The sequence below is a fragment of the Kitasatospora sp. GAS1066B genome, assembly GCF_041262605.1.
Taxonomy (GTDB): Bacteria; Actinomycetota; Actinomycetes; order Streptomycetales; family Streptomycetaceae; genus Kitasatospora.
Map to the genome: position 1 here is coordinate 130,117 of NZ_JBGCCO010000023.1, position 21,718 is coordinate 151,834.

Consider the following 21,718-nt stretch of genomic DNA (forward strand, 5'->3'; position numbering starts at 1 on the left):
GCTGTTCAGCCTTCCTCACGCTGCGTCGTGCGCGCGGTGTCCGCAGCCTCGATGTCCACCCGGTTGTCCTGGTAGACGGCGCCCCGCCCCAGGTCGGCGTCGCGCTCGGCGACCGTGGCGTTCACGCCCGCCCCGCCGGTCAGCTTGGACCAGTGCCCTTTGGTCGTCGCGGCCACCCCGGGCCGCACCGCGTCGCTGATCTCCACCACGGCGGCGAACGAACCGCGGTCGTTGAACACCCGCGCCCGCTGCCCGTCGACCAGGCCGCGGCGGGCCGCGTCCTCGGGGTGCACGGCCACGCTCGGCGGCCCCGCCCGCTTGGCCAGGCCGGGCCGGTTGGCGAAGATCGTGTTCATGAAGTAGTGGGACGCGGCCGAGACCAGGACCAGCGGAAAGCGCCGGGCCAGGCCGGGGTCGGCGACCTCCCGCGCGGGGGTGTAGCCGGCCACCCGGTCCAGGCCCGCCGCCTCGGCGGCCGCGGAGACGAACTCGAGCCGGCCTGACGGGGTCGGGAAGCCGTCCTGGAACAGCACCTGGTCCGCCGGGTGATCGAGCCGCACCCACCCCTCGGCGCGCAGCCGTTCGACGGTGATGCCGACCAGCGACGGGTGCCCACCGGCGAGGAGTTGGCGCGCCAGCTCCTCGTCCGAGTCGAACAGGCACGGCTCGGTCAGCCCCATCCGCCGGGCCAGCCGCCGGAAGATCTCGGTGGCCGGCAGGCACTCCCCCGGCGGTGCCACGGCCGGCTCGTTCCAGCCGAGGTAGAGGTGGCCGTAGCCGGTGTGCAGGTCCAGGTGCTCGGTCTGCATGGTGGTGGGCAGCACCAGGTCCGCGTAGTCGACGGTGTCGGTCGGGAACTGGTCGACCACCACCGTGAACAGGTCCTCGCGGGCCAGACCGCGCAGCACCCCGGCCTGGTTCGGGGCGCTGGCCGCCGGATTCGCCCCGTAGACGAAGAGGCATCGGACGGGCGGGTCGGCGCGTTCGAGCAGGCCTTCGGCGAGCCGGGTCATCGCCAGGGCGCGGACCGGCGCCCGGCGCAGGTCGTCGCGACGCAGCGCGGCGAGGTCGCCGCCGAAGGAGCCGCCGGTCGAGTAGGACAGGCCCCCGCCCAGGTACCGCCAGTCCCCGGTCACCCCGGGCAGGCAGGCCAGCAGGCGCAGTGCGGCGCCGCCGCCCGCGTGCCGCTGCATGCCCATGCCGGCCCGGATCGCGGTCGGTCGGGTGCGGGCGAGCCGCTCGCCGAGCTCGACGATCTGCCGTTCGGGCACCCCGGTGACGGCGGCGGCACGGGCCGGCGGGAACTCCAGGATGCGCCGGCGGAACTCGGGCCAGCCGACCGTGTGGTCGGCGAGGTAGTCGCGGTCCTCCAGCCCGAGGTCGAGGACGACGTGCAGCAGTCCGAGCGCCAGGGCGCCGTCGGTGCCCGGGATCGGGGCGCAGTGCTCGTCGGCCTGCTTGGCGGTTCGGCTCAGCACCGGATCGATCGCGACGACGTGGGCGCCGTGCTGCTGCGCCTCTTTGATGAAGCGCCAGAGGTGGTGTCCGGTGGTGAGGGTGTTCACGCCCCAGAGCAGGATCAGCCGGGCGTGCGCGAGCGACTCCGGGTCGATGCCCTGCTTCGTGCCGGTGGCGAACGTGACACCTTCGGTGCCGGCGACCGAGCAGATGGTCATCTGGTGCTCGGAGGCGCCGAGCACGTTCCACAACCGCTGGCCGGCCGGGCCGCGCATGCCCTGGAGGTGGCCGAGGCTGCCGGTGCCCCAGTAGGGCCAGATCGCCTCGCCGCCCCAGGTGCTGCGGATCTCGTCCAGCCGCTGGGCCAGCTCGTCCAGCGCCTGGTCCCAGCTGATGCGTTCGAAGCGGCCCGCACCCTTGGGTCCGACCCGGCGCAGGGGATGGTGCAGCCGGTCCGGCGCGGCGGTGTGCTCCAGGTACTGGTTGACCTTGACGCAGAGCGTGCCGTGCGTGAAGGGGTGGTCCCGGCGGCCCTCCAGCCGTACGGCGACGCCGTCCTGGACGGTCACCGTCCAGCTGCACCCGTCCGGGCAGTCCAGCGGGCAGGCGCCGGGCGTCCGCACCAGCGGGAGGTCGCGGCCGGCGGGTCGGTCAGCGCCCACGGCAGGCCGCCGCCATCCGCAGCCGGGCCCGCACCGGTTCCAACTCTGCAGCGAGGTCGGCGACTTGATCGGGCGCCACGGTCCGGGGAAGCTTCAGGTGCCGTTCGGCGGCTTCGCGGACCCGGTCGGAGAACTCGGCGTACCCGTGGCGGTCGACGGCCACCCCGTCCCGGCGGCCCCACCGCGCCTGGAGGTCGAGCGCGGCCGCCTCGTCGACTCCGGGCGGCAGGTCGAGGGTGATCCGCCCGTCGGCGAGCCGCACGGGATACCCGCCGGGCAGGCCGAGCGGCCCGGGCACGTGCGTGCTGACCGCGCGTTCGCGCAGCAGGTCGCGCACCAGCAGCGCGGCGGTGTGCCCGGTCAGCGCGTGGAGCATCCGCCGGTCGCAGGCCCGCATGGGCGCGAGGCGCTCGGTGACGTCGGTGGCCTCGGCGCCGTCGATCCAGACCCGCGCCTCGTCCTGCGGGTGCTCGGGCGTCGACAGGTGGTGGTGGTGCCCGAGCACCCGCAGTCGCTCCGGCGCGGTGGCGCCGGCCAGCGAGGCGGCCACGGTGGCGATGTTGCCGACTCCGCAGTGGATCGGGCCGCCGAGCGCCGCCAGCACCGGGTTGACGGCGTCGGGCAGCGCCGCGTTCAGGAACAGCGTGCCGGGCCCGCCCGCCCGGGCGACGGCGTCGGACAGTCGCGCCGCGAAGCTCGCGTGGAACGGGAAGGCCAGCGCGATGCCGCCGGCCCTGACCAGTTCGGTCCAGCCGGACGGGCGCTCGTGGACCTCCGAAGGGGAGTGGGTGGAGGCACAGTTGAGCACCAGATCGGCGCCGACCGCGCCGACCAGCGCCGCCAGCGTCTCGCCGGGCCGGTCCGCGTCCAGCCGGTGCGCGGTGAAGCGGACCGCCGAGCCGAGCAACGCCGCCCGGCAGGTCGCCACATGGGCCATGGTGCTGAGCCGGTCGAGGGATCGGGCGACCAGATGGACGGCGGTGGGCCCGGGATCGGTGTCGGCCAGCGCGTACACCGTGCTCCGTGCCAGCGCGCCGCTGCCGATCACCACCGCCGTCCGCAGCGGCGCGTCCGGTGGCACAACCGTCACCGGCCGGCCTCCACCGCGCGGCGCACCGCCTGGTAGAAGTCGTCGACGCCCTGGACCGGGACGCTGTGCGCGGGGCTGAGCGCGGTGTAGTCGTCGTCGCCGTAGCTGCCGGACGCGTGGATGAGCACGTCGCGGTCGCCGACCAACCCCCGGTCGATCCCGTTGAGCACCCCGGTCACCGCCATCACCAGGCTCCACTCGCGCAGCCTGCGCGGATCGGCCGGCAGCGTCACGCCCCCGGCCACCGCGATCAGGTCGCGGACCTCGTTGTAGCGCTGGAGGCACTCGTAGAGCGAGACGACGATCCCGGCGCCGCCGTTCTCCCGGATGATGGTGTTGATCCGCGGCGAGGTGACCGGCGTCCTGGAGTAGAAGGTCGCGTCCAGGTGCTCGGCGGGGTCGAAGGTGACCGCGGGGAAGTGCGGGTCCTCGTCCTGGACGTAGAGTCCGTCCAGCTCGCGCCGCCGGTAGGCCGGCACCAGGTCCGGGTCGAAGGAGTCGTGGTAGAGGCCGAGCACCATGTCCGGCGTGCCCAGGTGCTGAACCAGCATCAGCTGGAGGGCCGGCAGGTCGACGCCGAGCTTGGCGAGTTCGCGGTGGCCGAACTCCAGCCCGAGCAGGCCGAGCGCGCTGGACACCGCGTGCGCGTGGACCCGGCCGCGACCGCTGTCGGGCATCAGGTCGTGCTCGGCCAGCGCCCGGACCATGTCGGCCACCATGTAGTTGCGCAGTTCGAGGGTGTGCCACAGCCGCACCCCGTAGCGGGTGTGGAACTCCTCGCTGTGCTGGGACATGAACTCGGCGATCATGAGCTTGACGTGCACCGGGACCTCGCACGGCAGCACCGCCATCGGGTTGAGCTCCCGCAGCCGCGGGTCCTCGCTCATCGCGGAGGACCAGAGCTTGTGGCGCGACGCCTCGGGGACCGCCGTGGCGATCTGCAACTCGGTGTCGCGCACCAGGCCCACCGTGACCGCCCGCTCGACGGCGCTGCGCAGCGCGGTCGCCTTGTTCCCCGACGAGGGCGTGATGATGACGACCCGCTCGCCGGTGGTCCTGATGTGGTGGACCGCGCGCGCGACGTTGATCATCGAGCCGAACGTCTTGGTGGTCCGCGTCCCGGGGTTGCCCATCAGGTTCAGCAGGTGCAGCGAGCAGTCGCCGTAGGCGCCGAGTTCGGCGACGCCGATGACCGAGGGTTGGAGGAACTTCTCCATGGTCGTGTCGAGTTCGGGCAGGTCGAAGGCGGGCAGGAACTGCTCGGCGGGGACGAACTCCGCCGACTGCTGGTAGCCGTTCATGGCGCGCTTGAGGACGTCGTAGTAGTGCGCCAGGGCGTTGTCGATGCTGTTCACGCAAGCCTCGCTGGTCGTCGGGTCTGGCCATGGGATGTCTGCGGGGTCACCGGCCCGGGGCTGGTGGACCGGCCGTCGAAGGCGGCCCAGAAGCCGTCCAGCCACCCCACGAGCTCGCGCATCACGACGTCGTTGTGGTGCGGACGCAGCGCCGAGAACTGGTACGTGCCGCGGGCGGCGGCGGCCGGGCCGAGCACCGTGACGGACTCGACGGGCCTGCCGTCGTGGCCGATCGGCCGGGACAGCCGGTCGAGATCCAGGAAACCGGGCACGAAGTCCCGGTGGCCCGGCGTGCTGTTGCGCCAGAGCCGGACCAGCCGCCGCCGCACCAGGTTGCGGTAGAGCGGTCGGAGGTCGCGCGCCGCGTCGAAGGGGTGCACCCGGCCGTCGAGCAGCACGTCGAGCGGCGCCCGCAACCCGCTCTCCCGGCCGTGCAGGACGAACCGCCCGCGCTCCTCGTCGAGCAGCACGGTGGCCCGCGGCCCGGCCGAGACGTCCAGCACACCATGCTCGATGAGCGCCCGGATCTTCGCCATCACCACGGGTGCGGCGCCGCCGGAGAGCTTGTTCTGGGCGCGGCGGTGCTCGTCCAGGAACCGGCGGTGCGAGTCGGCGCTCAGCCCGCCGCCGTCCACCGCGTGGCTGATGACGAACCGCAGGTCACGCCAGACGCAGTCGACGCCCGCCTTGAACGGGTTGTCCAGGCTGCCGTGGTTCGCCCACCTCAGATCGCGGTCCAGGAAGTCCAGGTACGCCGCCCTGAACTCCTCCGGGGTGCCCCCCGGCCGGGTCCGCAGGGGCTGCAGCAGCGTCTGCCAGTCGAACCGGTTGAGCGTCGGATCGGTCTCCAACCGCCAGGGGGAGCCCGGCGGCAGCGCCACCGGCGAGCGCCGGTCGGCGTCACGGACCGACCAGCCGGCCGGCTCCGGCCCGAACACCACGCTCAGCCAGTGGGTCAGCGAGCCCGCGGCGTCCCAGCCGGGCACGGCGCGCGCGGCCTCGGTCCCCGACAGCCGCCCGGCCAGCACCTCGCGCAGCAGCCGGCCGACCAGGTCGGCCACCGCGTCGGCGCCCGGCAACAGCCGCTCGACCGTGCCGGGTTCGCTCAGCCCGCCGAGGAAGCGTTCGTACTCCTCCTGGACACTCGCGGCGATCAGGTCGCCGACCGTCGGCCCGAACAGCGTGCGGTAGTGCACGTACGCCATCTCCAGGACGATCAGCGGCAGCACCTGCGCCTCGAAGTCCAGCCGCGGACGCTCGCCCTCCCCCGCCGGCAGGCCGGCCGCCGCGCGCAGCCGGTCGATCGCCTCCCTGGTCAGGAACCGTCCCTGGTGCGGGCGGTCCTTGCGGCTCAGCGGTCGGGTGTACGGGAAGACCCCGCTCGCGCTGAACGCGTACACCGTCGCCGGCTCCGCACCGCAGGCCTGGTAGCGCAGCCGGTCGCCGTCGGGCAGGAAGCGCCCACCGCGCCCCTCGGTCAGGTAGAGGATCTGGTCGATCGCGGTCAGGCCGAGCCCCGCGCAGCCGACCGTGGCCCCCGGGACCAACGCCTGCGGCGGCAGGCGCTGTTGCAGCGGGTAGGCGCTCGGCACGTAGCCGGCGCCGGTGCGCCGGGCGAACGCGCGATAGGCCTCGGGCCCGGGCTCACCCGCGCAGTCGTTGCTGGAGTGCCCGGTGACCAGGAGCACCTGATCGGCCGTACAGTGCACACCGGAGGTCGAGACCACGTCCAACCGGCCATCGGCGGCGGGCACCAGGTCGGTCACCTCCTCGGCGTGCAGCGCGACGGTGACGCCGGGCACCCGGCGCAGCTCGGCGACATAACGGTCGAACATCTCCCGCAGCGCCAAGCCGTGTTGACGCCGCTTCGGCGAGTCCGCCGGCGCCAGGTCGAAGGCCGGGTCGCCGGTCGCCTCGAACCGCCGGCGGCACCACTCGTACAGGGTCGGCCGCTCCTGCGCGGGCCGGATGCGCTCCGCGCCCGCCACCGTGGGGTCGGCCGCGAAGGCGACCTGCGAGCCGGCCCGGTTGAGGTAGCTGGTCTGCGGTTGGTTGACACTGTGCACCTGCCCCGCGCCGAACTCGCCGCCGAGCTCGTAGACATGGACGGCCAGCCGGCGGCCGGCCAACCGCCCGACGGTCGCGGCGAGCCGCTCCAGCGCGTAGGTCGACCGTGGCCCACCGCCCACCACCGCGAGCCGGAACGCCTCCGGGCGGCCCGGATTCGATTCGTCCGTCACGTGCGCGCCACCCGGCCGAAGCGGGCGGCGACCTCGGAGGGCGCGAGCGCCGGGCGGCCCAGCGCCGGGTCGGAGCCCGCCCTGATCCGGACCCGCACGAAGTGCGGACCGGGCGTCGCCTGGGCCCGGCGCACCGCCGCGCCCAACTCGGCGAGGTCCTCGACCTGTTCCTGGCTGCGGTAGCCGCAGGCGGCGGCGATCAGCGCGAAGTCCACCCCGGCGGACTGCGTGGGCTGGCCGCCGGTCGACTCGTAGGACTCGTTGTCGAGCACCACGTGGGTGAACCGGGCGGCGGCGCTGCGGCCGATCGTCGCCATCGCCTCCATCCGCATCAGCACGGCGCCGTCACCGTCGATCACGGTGACGAAGCGCTCGGGAGCGTTCAGCGCGACGCCCAGCCCGATGCTGGAGGCACAGCCCATCGAGCCGACCACGTAGAGGTTGCCGGCCCGGTCCCAGTCCCGCTCCAGCTCGCGCGCGGTCTTCCCGGTGGTCGCGACCAGCAGCGTGTCCGGATCGGACGCCTGCACCACCGCGGCGATCGCCTCGCTGCGCAGCGCCAGGGCGCCGAGCGCGTCCGCCGGGGCGGTGGCTTCGGCAGGCCGGGCGTACGGCGCCAGGGTCCCCTTCGGGACGACGAAGGCGAACGGCAGCCCGGTCTCGCGCATATGGTCGCTCGCCCGCCCCAGCGCGGCGGCCAGCTGCCCGGGGTCGGTCGGGAAGAGCTCCCAGCGGATCTCCATCGCCGTCAGCAGTTCCGGGGTGATCCGCCCCATCAGCTGGTGCTGCGGCTCGTCCGGCTGCCCGGGCCGACCGCGCCAGGTGACCAGCAGCAGCGCCGGGGTGCGCAGCGTGTGGCAGAGCGAGGTGAGCGGGTTCACCGCGTTGCCGAGCCCGGAGTTCTGCAGGATCACCACGGGCAGCCGGCCGGCCAGCCGCGCCCCGGCGGCCAGCGCCACCGCCTCGCCCTCGTTGCCGGCGGCCTGGTACAGCCCCGGGTGCCGCTCCCCCAGGACGCTGATCAGCGGCCCGAGGAACGAGCAGGGGACGCCGTAGAACGGCCCGTAGCCCGCCTCGATCAGCGTCCGCGCGACCGCGCCGGCCTCCAGGGGCGCGGCGGGGGCGGCGGGCGTGAGGGGTTCGGCGAGCGTCGACCCGCTCATCGCGTCGCGCTTTCGGGCTGTGCCTTGCGGTGCACGAAGCGCTGCTCGGCCTCCAGGAACTGCCCCATGCCCTGAAGGTCGAAGACGGTGCTCAGCGGCGTGATCCGGTCCTCGATCCCGGTGGTGCGCCCCTCGCGCAGGATGGTGTCGAAGGCCTCGGAGACCGCCGTGATCGACGCGCGCAGGCCGTGGTTGGCGTAGATGACCAGCTTGGCGCCGGCCGCGGACAGCTCGTCGGCGGTGACCGTGTGGTAGGTGGTCGGCACCACCGCGACCGGCTGCGGCATCCGCCACAGCTTGAGGAAGTCGAGGACCGGCTGCGGCGAGTCGCCCTTGGCGTGGATCAGCACCATGTCCGCGCCGGCCTCGGCGTAGGCCTCGCCACGGCGCAGCGCCTCGTCGAGGTCCCAACCGGCCACCAGGGCCTCCAGCCGGGCGATCACCACCAGCTCGTCCCGGGTCTGCGCGCTCTTCGCCGCGGCGACCTTGCCGCAGAACTCCTCGGCGGCGACCAGCTCCTGACGTCCCGGGATGAAGCTGTTCACCTTCGGGTAGCACTTGTCCTCGACGCAGACCGCGGCGATGCCGGCGGCCTCGTAGCGACGGACCATGTGCATCACGTTGCTCGCGTTCCCGTAGCCCGCGTCGCAGTCGGCGATCACCGGCACGCCGACGCTCACGGCCATCGACTGTGCCACCGCGAGCAGTTCGCTCATGGTGAGGATGTCGGCGTCCGGCAGTCCCTGCGAGGCGGAGATCTCCAGGCCGCTGGACCAGACCGCGTCGAAGCCCGCGCGCTCGGCGAGCCGGGCGCCCAACGGATTGTGCGCGCCGGCGGCCCGCACCGGACCGGGGCGCTCGAGCAGGTCCCGCAGCGCCGCGGCGCCACTCGCTCCGACCCCCGCCGCACGCTCGGCGGACGCCATTCCTGGGAGCTGGTGAGATCTCAAAACGCCCATTCCTTTCCACGCCGCGCATCGCACACGCGACAGCCGATGTGGTGAAGTCACCAGCGCAGCAAGAGTTCTGACCGAGCGTCAGATCGACCTGCGGATCGCCCCCCGGAGCCGCACCGGTATTCGGATCCTTCCCGCCGCCGTCTGTTCGCGTCAACGCGTTCGTTGCACACCGGCCACACTCCGTGCACTTAGCGGCCGTCGTCGCCACATCGCGGTGTCGGGGCGGGTGTCCGCCCGGCACGGGCATAGCCTGGGGCGGTGACCTTTACCGGCTGGCAGGACGAGGCGCTGGAGTTCTACGAGCGCCTGGAGATCGACAACTCGAAGACCTTCTGGGCGGAGCACCGGGAGGTCTACGACCGCGCGGTGCGCCAGCCGATGGTGGAGCTGCTCGACCAGCTCGAGCCGGAGTTCGGCCCCGGCAAGATCTTCCGTCCCAACCGGGACATCAGGTTCAGCGCCGACAAGGCCCCGTACAAGACCCACATCGGCGCATACCTGGAGGCCGGCGGCTACATCCAGCTCTCCGCCGACGGACTGGCCTGCGGCAACGGCATGTACCAGCTGGCCGCCGACCAGCTGGAGCGCTACCGCGCCGCGGTGGCCGAGGACGTGACCGGCGCCGAGTTGGAACGGGTGATCGCCCGGGTCGCCAAGGCCGGCCCCGTGGTCACCGGTCGCAACGCGCTGAAGACCGCCCCCCGCGGCTACCCCAAGGACCACCCGCGGATCGCGCTGTTGCGCAACAAGGGCCTGATCGCCTGGCAGGAGTGGGAGCCGGCCGACTGGCTCGGCACGCCCGAGGCCCACCGGCGGATCACCACCTTCCTGCGCACCTCGCGGCCGCTGAAGGACTGGCTGGACGGCCACGTCGGCCCCAGCGAACTCCCGCCGCGCTGAGCCGCCGGGCCTGAGGATACCGGGCATGGGCAGTTCGCCTTGGTGCTGCGCGCGCACCACGCCCTGCTGGACGGTGCCTCGCTGTTCCCGGCTCACAGCGCTCGTGCGCTGCCGGCTCCCGCTCAGCTGCCGGCTGCCCTCCCGTGCGGGGTGGAGCGGCGCAGGTGCAACCGCATGGCGAGCTGGTGCGGTGCGCGGACCGCCTGGCCGACGGGGCGGATGCGCCGGCCCGGGACGGGACGGAGCTGCCAGCGGGCTGCGACGGTGGCGAGGGCGAGCGTGGCCTGGACGCGGACGAAGGTGTCGGCGACGCACTTGCGCGGGCCGCCTCCGAAGGGCACCCAGGTGCCTGGTGGGGGCTGGTCGATGTCCTCCCAGCGGTCCGGGGCGAAGCGTTCGGGGTCGGGGTAGCTGTCGGGACGTCGGTGCAGTTGATAGGGGCTGAAGGCGACGGTCGTGCCGATCGGCAGCGGGTGTCCGCCGAGTTCCGTGTCAGTGGCGGTGGTCCGGGTGAGCAGCAGCGAGTCCGGCGGATACAGGCGCAGGGTCTCGGTGACGATCCGGCCGGTCACCTCGAGGGCGTCCAGATCGGTGAGCCGGGCGGGACGGCCGGCGAGCACCGCGTCGACCTCGGCCTCGAGCCGCGCCTGGACCTCGGGGTGGGCGCCGATCAGGTACCAGGCCCAACTCAGTGTGATCGCCGTGCTTCCCACCCCGGCGAGCAGGAAGGTGACGACCTGGTCGTGCACTTCGGTGTCGCTCAGGAACGCCCCGTCCGCGTCGGGGGCCAGCAGCAGCGACATCAGGTTGTCGTGGTCGGCTCCCGTGGAGCGGAGGTCGGCGATCAGCCCGTCCGTGAGGTGGCGTACGTCGCGACGGGCCCGTGCGTAGCGGCGGCTGGCGGGCGTGGGGAGCTGGTGGACCAGGGGCAGCGGCCACGTCATCCGTCGGGTGATGCCGGCGACGAGGGCGTCGAGGCTCGATCGCAGAGCGAGGAGGCCGAATGCGTCGGCACCGGGGTCGAACAGACATCGGACGACGACCGCCGTGGTGAGACGGTGCATCGCAGCGGGCACGTCGAGGAGTTGGCCGTGCTGCCACGACGAGGTGAGTGCCGCGACCTCCTGCCCCAGCACCTGGGCGTGGCCGGGCATCCGGTCACGCTGGAAGGCGGGCTGGACGAGCCGGCGCTGTCGCCGGTGCACTGCGGCGGGGCAGGTTCCCACGCCGTTTCCCGCGATCTCCCGCAACCTGTCGTAGATGGGGCCGCCTTTGTCGAACGTGCGGTCCGCGATCAGGAGTTGGTGGACCAGTGTGGGGTGGCACACCACGTACGCCGGGTGCGTCCCCAGCCTGATGTGCACCAGATCGCCGTGGGTGGGGAGCGCTGCCAGAAAGCCGACCGGGTTACAGGCGAACTGTGGTGCGTGGCCGAGGAGCGGAAGCGCTCCCGGGAGGGCCGTCAAGGTGTAGGAGGACGGGAGGGCCGTCGCCGTCGCCTGCACGGCGCCGAGTCGATCCGGCGCGCGGTCGTCACTTCGCATGGGGGTGGCGGTCCTCCGCTCGGACACGAGCCGCGACGGCGTCGTGTGGGGTGTGCGCGCTTGACTAACGCGGCGGCGCCGGGCGCGTCACGCTCCTGGGCTGATCGGCGAGCCGGAACGTGACCTTTTCCGCCGGCGGGCGTTAGCCGTGTGTAGTCCCAGGTCCTGTCCGGTCTGCCTTGGGTGACCACGATGACGCAACGCCCGAACCCGGTCGACGGCTGCTTCCTCCGATATGAGAGGGAACACCACGGTGTCCGCCCCTACATCGGCGTGGTCCTGCACGCGACCGGCTCAGCTCCGAAGCTCAGCGTGGTGCGACAGCAGGTGGCCGACCGCATCGAGCGAATGCCGACGCTGTCCTGCAAGGTCACCAAGCAGGGCCGGCGGACGGTGTGGGCGACCGACGCCGCCTTCGATCCGTACGACCACGTCCATGAATTCCGTCTCCCCGCAGGCAGCGCGACCCTCGACACGACGGTGGCGGCCCTGCTGGCCGTCCCCCTGCCCGAGGACGCGCCGCGCTGGGGAATCTGGCTGATCCACGGCTATGCGGATCACGAGTACGTGCTGTTCTACCGCGCTCATCACGCCGCCCAGGACGGGCAGGCTCTGCTGGACGCGGTCACGGCACTGTTCGGGACGGGGCCGCCTCTCGCACCCCGCCCTGCCGTCACCGCGCGAGCCGTGCGCCGGCCCTGGCGGCAGAAGATCCCCGCACGGGCTGTGGCCCGAAGCCTCGCGGATGCGGTGCGAGGCCCCGCGCTGAGCTGGCCGACGCAGGACACCCTGACCGGCGAGCCACGGCTGGCGTCGGCGGCCGTTCCCGTGTCGTGGCTGCGGGAGACCGGGCGGGCGCTGGGTGCCAGCGCGAACGATGTCTGCCTGGCCGCGCTGGCGCACGCGCTGCGCGCCTGGGTGCCCGCGGGATGGATCGCGGCCGATCAGCGTGGGCGTGATCTGCAGGTGAGTCTGCCCGTCAGCCTGCGCGAGCCGCAGGAGAGGTTCGCGGTGGGCAACAGGCTCTCGGCCGTGCGCATCCCGCTGTCGTTCTGGGAGGACTCCCCGACCGCTCGGGTGGCCGCCATCGCCCGTGCGACCGGTAGGGCCAGGGCTGCGGACACGCGACGGGTGTTGCAGGCCCAGCTGCGCCTGCCGGAGAGCGCCGTCTACCGCTTCCTGCGGCAGGGGCGCCGGATGCGCAACGGTCTGGACACGTCCGGCCTGCTGCAGCTTCACGGCCGGCTGGCGCTGGGAGCGGACCCGATCGAGACCGCGGTGGCGACCCTCTTCCTGCACGGGGACCACCCTTTCGCGGTGTCGTTCCTCGGCTATGCCGGGCAGGTCGTCGTCTGCTTCACCATCGACCGCGGTTTCGAGGACGTCGGGAACCTCGCCGCCCTGTGGGCTTCCGCCGTGGAACGCCTGTGGCACCAGAACGTCGCGAAGAGCACTGCGGCACAAGGGAGTCAACCATGACAACGGCTCTGGTCACCGGCGCGAGTTACGGGATCGGCACGGACATCGCCCGCGCACTTGCCCGGCGCGGCCACGATCTCGTCCTCACCGCGCGCAGCGGCGAGGCTCTTGACCGGCTCGCCGCCGGCCTGGCGGCCGAGCACGGCATCACGGCGCGTCCCCTGGCCGCCGACCTGACCGTCGAAGCCGAGCTGGAACGGGTGGCCGAAGCGGCGTGCGAGGCGGACATCCTGGTCAACAACGCGGGCGCCGGCCTGAACAGGTCCTTCGAGCACACCACTTGGGCGCAGGAGCAGCGGATGCTGATGCTCAATGTCGTCGCGCCCACCAGATTGCTGCACGCCGCGCTGCCGGCGATGCTGCGGCGGCACAGCGGGCGGATCCTGAACATCTCCTCGGTGGCCGCCACCGGCCCGGTCTGGCAGGGCACCACCTACGGTGCGTCGAAGGCGTTCGGCCTCGCGCTGACCGAGTCCCTGGCCTACTCCCGCCGCCTGCGTGATGCGCCGGTGACCGTGACCGCGCTCGTGCTGGGACACACCACCTCGCGGTTCCACGAAGTCGCCGGGATCGCCCCGTCACCGCCGCTGCTGACCCTCGCGTCGCCGTACGTCGCGGAGCGGGCGGTGCGGGCTCTGCACCGGCGCCGCCCGCCCGTCCTGTGCGTGCCGAGCCTGCGCTACAAGCTGGTGGCCGGCCTGCTGCGGCACCTGCCGCGTCGGCTCCTGACCCTGCCCGGCCTGGCCGACGACTTCACCGCCGTCCCGTCCCAGGAGACCGGCCCGACCGCCTTCCACTCGGCGTCAGTCGGGGGTGATGGCGAGCACGGCGTTCTGGCCGCCGAAACCGGTGGACACGGAGAGCGCGAGCGGTAGCCGCCCCTCGCGGCACTTGGTGGGGATGTCGAGCGCCACAGCCGGATCGAGGTCGTCCAGGTTGGCGGTCGGCGGCACCAGGCCCTGCTCGACCGCCAGGACCGTCAGGGCCGCCTCCACCGCTCCTGCCGCGCCCATCAGGTGTCCGGTCACCGCCTTGGTGGACGTCACCGGGGGGCGGTGGGGGAACAGCACGGCCAGCGCGGCCGCTTCGACCCGGTCGCCCATGGGCGTGCCGGTGCCATGGGCGTTGATGTGCGAGACGTCCTGCGCCGATGCGCCCGCGCGGGCGAGTGCCTCGCGCAGCGCCAGCACCAGCCCGGCACCGTCGGTGCTGGGCTTCACCACGTGGTGAGCGTCCGACGAGGCACCGAACCCCCGGATGCGGGCCCGGGCCCTCGCCCCGCGGGCCCGGGCGTCGGCAGTGCGCTCCAGGACCAGCATCCCCGCACCTTCACCCATCACGAACCCGTCACGCCGGGCATCGAAGGGGCGCAGTGCCCCGGCAGGGTCGTCGAAACGAGTGTGAGAGCGCACCGACACGGTCGAACCCGGCGATGTTGTACGGCGTGATCGTGGCATCCGCGCCGCCGACCAGAGCGATGTCACAGCGCCCCAGGGCCAGCAGGTCCAGTGCCGTGCCGATGGCGGTCGCCCCGGACGCGCAGGCGGTGTTGACCGTGTGACTGGGGCCCATGGCGCCCAACTCGATCGTCAGCTGCGCCGACACGGAGTTGCCCAGCGAGGCCGGCACCGCATACGGCGACATCTCCTGCGCGCCCTCGCCCAGCAGCGCGCGGTGCTCGGACTCCAGCGTCCCGATCCCGCCGCTGCTGGATCCCACGATCACCGCGACGCGCGTCCCGTCCCAGCGTGCCGGCTCCAGCCCGGCATCGCTCAGCGCCTCACGGGCGGCGAGCAGCGCCAACTGGGTGCAGCGATCGGGCCTGCGGGACCGGGCCCGGCCGAGCCGAGCCGGGTCGAAGTCCGCGACCGTACACGCCAGATGGGCGACCGGCGCCGGCGGCCCCAGCGCCGCGGTCGGCAGCCCCTCGCACACCCGCTCCCAGGTGGCCTGCCAGCCGTCGCCGGCCGGCGTCACCATGCCGAGACCGGTGACAGACACGTCCGGGACGGTCACCCGGAGGATCACCGAGCCGCCACGAGCGCAGCCACGTCCGCGACCGTGGCGGCGGCTGCGAGCTCCTCCTCCGTCACCACCAACCCCTTCTCCCGGCGCAGGACCAGGGCGAGTTCCACCACGGCGATGGAGTCGAGTCCCGCGTCCTCCCGGGCGGCGTCCAGCCGGATATCCGACTCGGGAATCCCAAGAGAGACCATAATATTTTTCAGTTCATCGAATGACATATTTTTCTCCCTTGAGCGAAGCCATGACGACAGTCCCCTAAATTACCATCACCCCTTCGCCGAAGATCTTCTCCGGAAACCGAGTTGGTGCGCCGATGTCCCGGGGTGACATATTGCTGGCGAGCATCGAAGCCCAGCAAGCCACGCGGGCCGAACACCGCCCCGAGTCACCTTGGAGATCGTGCGGATGGACGTGTTGGAGCAGTGCCGCTCGTGGACGGCAGAACATCTGCGCACTGGCGGGGGTGACTGCTACTACCGGGCGATCAGCGGCACGTCCGACGGCACGGAGGTCGAGTTCGAGGGCAAGCGGGTGATCATGGCCGCTTCCCACGACTACCTCGGCCTCTCCGCCGACCCCCGGGTGCGGGAGGCCGCGGTCGCCGCCGTACGGCGTTTCGGCACCTCGCTGGGCGGATCACGCGCGGTGAGCGGCTCCCTGGACCTCCACGAGGAGCTGGAGGATCGACTGGCCCGATTCCTGGGGCACGAGGCAGCGGCCGTACTTCCGTCCGGATACCAGGCGAATCTGATGCTGGCTCCGCTGCTGACAGCAGGCCGGTATGTCTACAGCGACCTTTTGAATCATGCCTCGCTCGCTGAGGTAATCCGTCTGGGTGACGCCGCGGAACGCAAATTCCTGCACGGCGACATGGACCACCTGAACGAACTTCTCACCGCCGCCTCAGGAGCGGACGGAGCGGACGGAAAAATCATCCTCACCGACGGGATCTTCTCCGTCGGCGGAGACATCTGCGAACTCCCGGACTTGATGAAGCTGGCCGACGCCCACGGCGCACACGTCGTCGTGGACAGCTCCCACGACCTCGGGGTGCTCGGGCCCAACGGCGCCGGCGCCGGGGACCACTTCGGGCTGCGGCCCCTGCTGGTCACCAGCGCCCTCTCCAAGAGTCTCGCCTCCGTGGGCGGCGTCATCGCCGGACCGGCCGAGGTCATCCACTACCTGCGCTTCCACGCCCGGACGGCGCTGTTCACCGCGGCGGCCGCACCGGCCAACGTCGCCGCCGCACTGGCCGCACTCGACATCCTCCAGAGCGAACCGGAGCGCCGCGCACGGGTGCTGGACCTCGCCGAGCAACTCCACCGCGGTCTGCGGGCGCTGGGTTACGACACCGGCACCTCGCTCACCCCCATCGTGCCCGTCCTCACCCGCGGCCGTGAGCGCTGCCTGCGCATGTGGCAGGAGCTGTGCGGAGCGGGAGTGTTCACCGCCCCCATGACCTATCCCGCGGTCCGGGCGGGCCGTGAGGTCCTGCGCATCACGCTGACAGCCGCGCACACGGATCAGCAACTGGTCCGGGTGCTGGCCGCGTTCGAGGAGGTGGGGCGCAAGGAGGGCCTCGTCCCCCCGGTCCCCACCCGGCGGACCGCACCCGACACGGGCGGCCGTCCGGCGGTGATCCCACCGACCAGGACTCGTGCGTTCACCGGTTAGGGCCTCGCTCCACTCCCCGGGCCGGGCACCGGCTTCGCGCCGCCTTTGGGACACTGGGGTGATGGACAAGGACGAGAACCACGCGGACGGCCACCACCTGTTGCCCCCGGGCCTGCATCTGGGCGGCGTCATCCGCACCCGCCAAGCCATCGTCACCACGACGCTGGCGATCTCCGGGCTGGTGGTCTCCACCTACTACGGCGGCCTGCTGGGCGATCCGACCTCCCGCCACCACCTCACCGACCGCGGTATCGCGGTGGCCAGCGCGGTCGTCTTCCTCGTCTTCGCCCTGATCGCCGTCCGCGGCGCCACCCAGGACCTGCTCAAGCTCGTCCCCAATCGCTTCGGCGACACCCGCATCGTCGCGCTGCGGATGCTCTGCCTGCTCACCGGCTACGCCCTGGTCATCATCGGCGCCCTGAGCCTGCTGCACGTGCCGTGGAGCAGGCTCATCCTCGGCGGCGCGCTGACCGGCGTCATCGTCGGCATCGCGGCCCAGCCGGTGCTCGGCAACATCTTCGCGGGCCTCGTGCTGCTCACCGCCCGGCCCTTCCAGCTCGGCCAGAGCATCAGCATCCAGTCCGGACCGATCGGCGGCCGGATCCAGGGCGAGGTCAGCGACATGACCCTGCTCTTCGTCAAACTCCACACCCTCGACGGCCCGATGCTGCTCCCCAACAGCGCGGTGCTCAACGCCGCCATCACCCCGCTGGCCCCGGGCAAGAGCTGGCCGGATCCCGCCGCCGGGCCGGCCGGCCAGGAGCCGACGGCGAACGAGAGCGCCTGAGCCACCACCCCCGCCGCAGACCGCGGCCGTGACTCGAACAGCCGTGTAAGCCGGGCCCCGGCGCCCGTTCTCGCTCAGGCTTGGCCGTGTACGGCCTTCCGAGGCACCAACTCAGCGGCGGGAACCGGTTTCCATGACGGGCAGTCACACGGCAGCAAAGATCGCGCACAGCCCCACCAGACTCCTCCTCGGCGAACTCAGCGCCGAGTTCGCCGGGACGATGATCCTCATCCTCTTCGGCACCGGAGTGGTCGCACAGGTGGTGGCCGCCGGTATCGGCAACCACGACAGCATCGCCTGGGCCTGGGGCCTGGGCGTCGTGCTGGGCGTCTACACCGCCGGGCGGATCAGCGGCGGGCACCTCAATCCGGCGGTCACCCTCTCCCTGGCCCTCTTCAAGGGCTTCCCCTGGCGCAAGGTGCTGCCGTACGTCGCGGCCCAGACGGCGGGCGCGTTCGTCGCTGCCCTGCTGGTGCGCTGGAACTACACGAACATCCTGAAGGCGGTCGACCCCGGCCACACCCTCAAGACCCAGGTCGTGTTCTCCACCCTCCCCGGCAACGGCGTCCTGCCGATCAGCGACTGGGGCGCGCTGCGCGACCAGATCATCGGCACCGCGATCCTGGTCTTCCTCGTCTTCGCGGTCACCGACGTGCTCAACTCGCCGCCCGGCGCCAACCTGGGCCCGTTCATCGTCGGCCTGATCGTGGTGGCCATCGGCATGGCCTGGGGCGCCTGCGCGGGGTACGCCATCAACCCGGCCCGTGACCTCGGCCCGCGCCTGGCCAGCTACATCACCGGCTACTCGCACGCTTGGCGGGACCAGTACGGGCATCTCTACTTCTGGGTGCCGATCGTCGGTCCGCTGATCGGTGGCGTCGTCGGTGGCGTCCTCTACCGGTACCTGATCACTCCGCACCTGGGGATCGGCGAGCCGGAGGAGCCGGGCCGCGCTCCGCTCGAGCCCGTGAACTGATCCGCACCCGACCCACAACCAGCCCACTCAGCAGAGGCGGCAGTCATGCCAGAGTTCGTCGGAGCGGTGGACCAGGGGACCACGAGCTCACGATTCATGATCTTCGACCACGACGGCAACGAAGTGGCGAAGCACCAGCTGGAACACACCCAGATCCTGCCCAGGCCCGGCTGGGTCGAGCACGACCCGGTGGAGATCTGGGAGCGCACCAACTCGGTGATCCAGAACGCCCTGCGGCACGGCGGCCTGTCGCCGGCCGACCTGGTGGCGATCGGGATCACCAACCAGCGCGAGACCACCGTCGTGTGGGACCGGCGCACCGGCCGGCCGTACTACAACGCCATCGTCTGGCAGGACACCCGGACCGACTCGATCGCGGCCGCCCTGGAGCGCGAGGGCCACGGCGAGGTGATCCGCCGCAAGGCCGGCCTGCCGCCCGCCACCTACTTCTCCGGCGGCAAGATCAAGTGGATCCTGGAGAACGTCGAGGGCGTCCGGGCCGACGCGGAGCAGGGCCACGCGGTCTTCGGCAACACCGACTGCTGGGTGCTGTGGAACCTCACCGGCGGCCCCGACGGCGGCATCCACGCGACCGACGTGACCAACGCCAGCCGCACCATGCTGATGAACCTGGAGACCCTCGACTGGGACGACGAGCTGCTGGCGCTCTTCGACATCCCGCGGGCGATGCTCCCGAAGATCAATCCGTCCTCGCACGCCGAGGCCTTCGGCACCGCCCGGACCTCCCGGCCGCTGCGCACCGCCATCCCCATCACCGGGGTGCTCGGCGACCAGCACGCGGCCACCGTGGGACAGGTCTGCTTCGCCCCCGGCGAGGCGAAGAACACCTACGGCACCGGCAACTTCCTGGTGCTCAACACCGGCACCGAACTGGTCCGCTCCCAGCACGGCCTGCTGAGCACCGTCGCCTACCAGTTCGGCGACAGCCCCGCGGTGTACGCGCTGGAGGGCTCCATCGCGGTCACCGGCTCCGCCGTCCAGTGGCTGCGGGACCAGCTGAAGATCATCACCGACGCCGCCGAGAGCGAGCGGCTCGCCCGCAGCGTCGACGACAACGGCGGGATGTACTTCGTGCCGGCCTTCTCCGGCCTGTTCGCCCCGTACTGGCGTTCCGACGCCCGCGGCGCGATCGTCGGCCTGGCCAGGTACAACACCAGCGGGCACCTGGCGCGGGCCACCCTGGAAGCCATCTGCTACCAGAGCCGGGACGTGGTGGAGGCGATGGAGCAGGACTCCGGCGTCCACCTGGACGTGCTGAAGGTGGACGGCGGCGTGACCGCCAACGACCTGTGCATGCAGATCCAGGCCGACGTCCTCGGGGTCCCGGTCAGCCGCCCGGTGGTGGCCGAGACCACCGCGCTCGGAGCCGCCTACGCCGCCGGCCTGGCGACCGGGTTCTGGCGGGACACCGACGAACTGCGCTCCCACTGGCAGCAGTCGAAGCGCTGGGAGCCGTCCTGGTCCGAGCAGCAGCGCGCCGACGGGTACGCCGGCTGGAAGAAGGCCGTGACGCGCACCCTCGACTGGGTGGACGTCAAATAGCGCCTCCCGGCACGTAGACCCTCACTCAGCAGAAGGGCTGACTCATGGTGAAGCCAGTGGCACTATCCCCGCAGGCCCGGGCCGAAGCGCTGACCCGGATGGGAGAGCGGGAGCTCGACGTCCTCGTCGTCGGGGGCGGCGTGGTCGGCGCGGGCTCCGCGCTCGACGCGGTCACCCGGGGCCTGAGCGTGGGCCTGGTGGAGGCTCGCGACTGGGCGTCGGGGACCTCCAGCCGGTCCAGCAAGCTGATCCACGGTGGGCTGCGCTACCTGGAGATGCTCGACTTCCGGCTGGTCGCCGAGGCGCTCAAGGAGCGCGGCCTGCTGATCCAGCGGCTGGCCCCGCACCTGGTCCGCCCGGTGCCGTTCCTCTACCCGCTCACCCACCGGATCTGGGAGCGGCCCTACGTCGGGGCCGGCGTGCTGCTCTACGACACGATGGGCATCACCTCGGGCACCGCCCGCGGGCTCCCGCATCACCGGCACCTGCTGAAGCGCCAGGCCCTGCAGGAGGCACCGGCGCTGCGCTCGGACGCGCTGGTCGGCGCCGTCCAGTACTGGGACGCCCAGGTGGACGACGCCCGGCACACCATGAACATCGTGCGCACCGCCGCGAGCTACGGCGCGCACGTCGCCAACCGCAGCCGGGTCACCCGCTTCCTGCGCCAGGGCGAACGCGTGGTCGGCGCGCTGGTCCGGGACCTGGAGACCGGGCTGGAGGTGGAGGTCCGGGCGAAGCAGGTGATCAACTCCACCGGTGTGTGGACCGACGACACCCAGAGCATGGCCGGCACCCGCGGCCAGTTCCACGTCCGGGCCTCCAAGGGCGTCCACCTGCTGGTCCCGCGCGACCGGATCAACTCGCGGACCGGACTGATCCTGCGCACCGAGAAGAGCGTGCTCTTCGTGATCCCGTGGGGCCGGCACTGGATCGTCGGCACCACCGACACCGACTGGGACCTGGACAAGGCGCACCCGGCGGTCAGCTCCAAGGACATCGGCTACCTGCTGGAGCACGTCAACAAGGTGCTGGTGACCCCGCTGACGCCGGAGGACGTCGAGGGCGTCTACGCGGGCCTGCGACCGCTGCTGGCCGGCGAGGCCGCCGACACCAGCAAGCTCTCGCGCGAGCACCTGGTGGCCCATCCGGTCCCCGGCCTGGTGGTCGTCGCGGGCGGCAAGTACACCACCTACCGGGTGATGGCCAAGGACGCGGTGGACGAGGCGGTGCGCAACCTGGACGAGAAGGTCCCCGAGAGCACCACCCAGGACGTGCCGCTGGTCGGCGCCGAGGGCTACCGGGCGCTGTGGAACGCCCGGTACGCGCTGGCCGCCGAGTCCGGTCTGCACGTGGCCAGGATCGAGCACCTGCTGCGCCGCTACGGTTCGCTGGTGCACGAGTTGCTCGCCCTGGTGGCCGAGGACCCCTCGCTCGGCGAGCCGCTGCCGAGTTCCGACGACTACCTGCGGGTGGAGGCCGTCTACGCGGCCACCCACGAGGGGGCCAGGCACCTGGACGACGTGCTGGCCCGGCGCACCCGGATCTCGATCGAGTCCTGGGACCGCGGGGTGGACGCCGCCCGCACGGTGGCCGACCTGATCGCCGGTCCGCTCGGCTGGCGCCAGGACCAGATCGAGCGGGAGGTCGACCACTACGCCAAGCGGGTGGAGGCCGAACGCGAGGCGCAGCACCAGCCGGACGACCAGACGGCCGACGCGGTACGGCTCGGCGCGCCGGAGATCGTTCCGCTGACCTGACGCCGCGCTCGCCGGGACCGAACGGTCCGGGCCCAGCGGTCCGGACTTGGACCGCTGGGCCCGGACCGCTGAGGTGACCGCGCCGG

The 21,718-nt window shown here is 72.3% G+C and carries 16 protein-coding genes and 1 pseudogene; 8 read left to right on the forward strand and 9 right to left on the reverse strand.

Annotation, left to right across the window (positions count from 1 at the left end):
* Positions 1–5: 5 nt before the first annotated feature.
* The 6 genes from ABH937_RS25110 to ABH937_RS25135 are packed head-to-tail and all read right to left on the reverse strand — an operon-like array spanning position 6 to position 8,894.
* Complete coding sequence (locus ABH937_RS25110; protein WP_370219552.1) at positions 6–2,120, reverse strand: molybdopterin-dependent oxidoreductase; 2,115 nt, start codon at positions 2,118–2,120, stop codon at positions 6–8.
* On the reverse strand, positions 2,110–3,210 hold the full coding sequence (locus tag ABH937_RS25115) for a saccharopine dehydrogenase NADP-binding domain-containing protein (RefSeq protein WP_370219553.1): 1,101 nt from the start codon (positions 3,208–3,210) through the stop codon (positions 2,110–2,112). The genes ABH937_RS25110 and ABH937_RS25115 overlap by 11 nt, the downstream gene beginning before the upstream one ends.
* Entirely contained in the window at positions 3,207–4,565 is a 1,359-nt protein-coding gene (locus tag ABH937_RS25120) for a DUF6002 family protein (protein WP_370219554.1), read from the reverse strand. The genes ABH937_RS25115 and ABH937_RS25120 overlap by 4 nt, the downstream gene beginning before the upstream one ends.
* Positions 4,562–6,805, reverse strand: a complete 2,244-nt coding sequence (locus ABH937_RS25125; RefSeq protein ID WP_280689434.1) for an FAD/NAD(P)-binding protein — start codon at positions 6,803–6,805, stop codon at positions 4,562–4,564. Before ABH937_RS25125 ends, ABH937_RS25120 begins: the two co-directional genes overlap by 4 nt.
* Positions 6,802–7,968, reverse strand: a complete 1,167-nt coding sequence (gene aepY, locus ABH937_RS25130; protein ID WP_280689433.1) for a phosphonopyruvate decarboxylase — start codon at positions 7,966–7,968, stop codon at positions 6,802–6,804. Before aepY ends, ABH937_RS25125 begins: the two co-directional genes overlap by 4 nt.
* Complete coding sequence (locus ABH937_RS25135; RefSeq protein WP_280689432.1) at positions 7,965–8,894, reverse strand: isocitrate lyase/phosphoenolpyruvate mutase family protein; 930 nt, start codon at positions 8,892–8,894, stop codon at positions 7,965–7,967. The genes aepY and ABH937_RS25135 overlap by 4 nt, the downstream gene beginning before the upstream one ends.
* Before the next feature lie 291 nt (positions 8,895–9,185).
* Here ABH937_RS25135 and ABH937_RS25140 point away from each other — a divergent pair, with 291 nt between their 5' ends.
* On the forward strand, positions 9,186–9,827 hold the full coding sequence (locus ABH937_RS25140; protein ID WP_370219555.1) for a DUF2461 domain-containing protein: 642 nt from the start codon (positions 9,186–9,188) through the stop codon (positions 9,825–9,827).
* Between the two features lie 122 nt (positions 9,828–9,949).
* Here ABH937_RS25140 and ABH937_RS25145 read toward each other — a convergent pair whose 3' ends face one another.
* Positions 9,950–11,371, reverse strand: coding sequence for a cytochrome P450 (locus ABH937_RS25145; RefSeq protein ID WP_370219556.1), 1,422 nt, complete (start codon positions 11,369–11,371; stop codon positions 9,950–9,952).
* Between the two features lie 192 nt (positions 11,372–11,563).
* Here ABH937_RS25145 and ABH937_RS25150 point away from each other — a divergent pair, with 192 nt between their 5' ends.
* Together ABH937_RS25150 and ABH937_RS25155 are read left to right on the forward strand one after the other, a co-directional pair.
* Positions 11,564–12,850, forward strand: coding sequence for a wax ester/triacylglycerol synthase domain-containing protein (locus ABH937_RS25150; RefSeq protein ID WP_370219557.1), 1,287 nt, complete (start codon positions 11,564–11,566; stop codon positions 12,848–12,850).
* Positions 12,847–13,725 (forward strand): SDR family oxidoreductase, encoded by an 879-nt coding sequence (locus ABH937_RS25155; protein ID WP_280689428.1) that lies wholly within the window; start codon positions 12,847–12,849, stop codon positions 13,723–13,725. The genes ABH937_RS25150 and ABH937_RS25155 overlap by 4 nt, the downstream gene beginning before the upstream one ends.
* Here the strand turns inward: ABH937_RS25155 and ABH937_RS25160 are convergent.
* Positions 13,654–14,830 (reverse strand): annotated as a pseudogene (locus ABH937_RS25160) (beta-ketoacyl synthase). The gene ABH937_RS25155 and the pseudogene ABH937_RS25160 sit on opposite strands and share 72 nt — an antisense overlap.
* A 44-nt stretch (positions 14,831–14,874) precedes the next feature.
* Positions 14,875–15,093 (reverse strand): acyl carrier protein, encoded by a 219-nt coding sequence (locus ABH937_RS25165; protein WP_370219558.1) that lies wholly within the window; start codon positions 15,091–15,093, stop codon positions 14,875–14,877.
* A gap of 187 nt (positions 15,094–15,280) precedes the next feature.
* On the opposite strand from ABH937_RS25165, the gene ABH937_RS25170 reads away from it, so the two are divergent.
* The 5 genes from ABH937_RS25170 (at position 15,281) to ABH937_RS25190 (ending at position 21,632) form a co-directional block, all read left to right on the forward strand.
* The gene (locus tag ABH937_RS25170) at positions 15,281–16,549 is read left to right on the forward strand and encodes an aminotransferase class I/II-fold pyridoxal phosphate-dependent enzyme (protein WP_370219559.1); all 1,269 of its coding nucleotides are present in this window, start codon (positions 15,281–15,283) and stop codon (positions 16,547–16,549) included.
* Between the two features lie 61 nt (positions 16,550–16,610).
* A complete protein-coding gene (locus ABH937_RS25175) occupies positions 16,611–17,336 on the forward strand; it encodes a mechanosensitive ion channel family protein (RefSeq protein ID WP_370219560.1) in 726 nt (241 codons plus the stop codon).
* A 133-nt stretch (positions 17,337–17,469) separates the two neighbouring features.
* On the forward strand, positions 17,470–18,312 hold the full coding sequence (locus ABH937_RS25180) for an MIP/aquaporin family protein (protein ID WP_280689423.1): 843 nt from the start codon (positions 17,470–17,472) through the stop codon (positions 18,310–18,312).
* A gap of 45 nt (positions 18,313–18,357) precedes the next feature.
* A complete protein-coding gene (gene glpK, locus ABH937_RS25185; protein WP_280689422.1) occupies positions 18,358–19,875 on the forward strand; it encodes a glycerol kinase GlpK in 1,518 nt (505 codons plus the stop codon).
* A 44-nt stretch (positions 19,876–19,919) separates the two neighbouring features.
* A complete protein-coding gene (locus tag ABH937_RS25190) occupies positions 19,920–21,632 on the forward strand; it encodes a glycerol-3-phosphate dehydrogenase/oxidase (RefSeq protein WP_280689421.1) in 1,713 nt (570 codons plus the stop codon).
* The last annotated feature ends 86 nt before the right edge of the window (positions 21,633–21,718 follow it).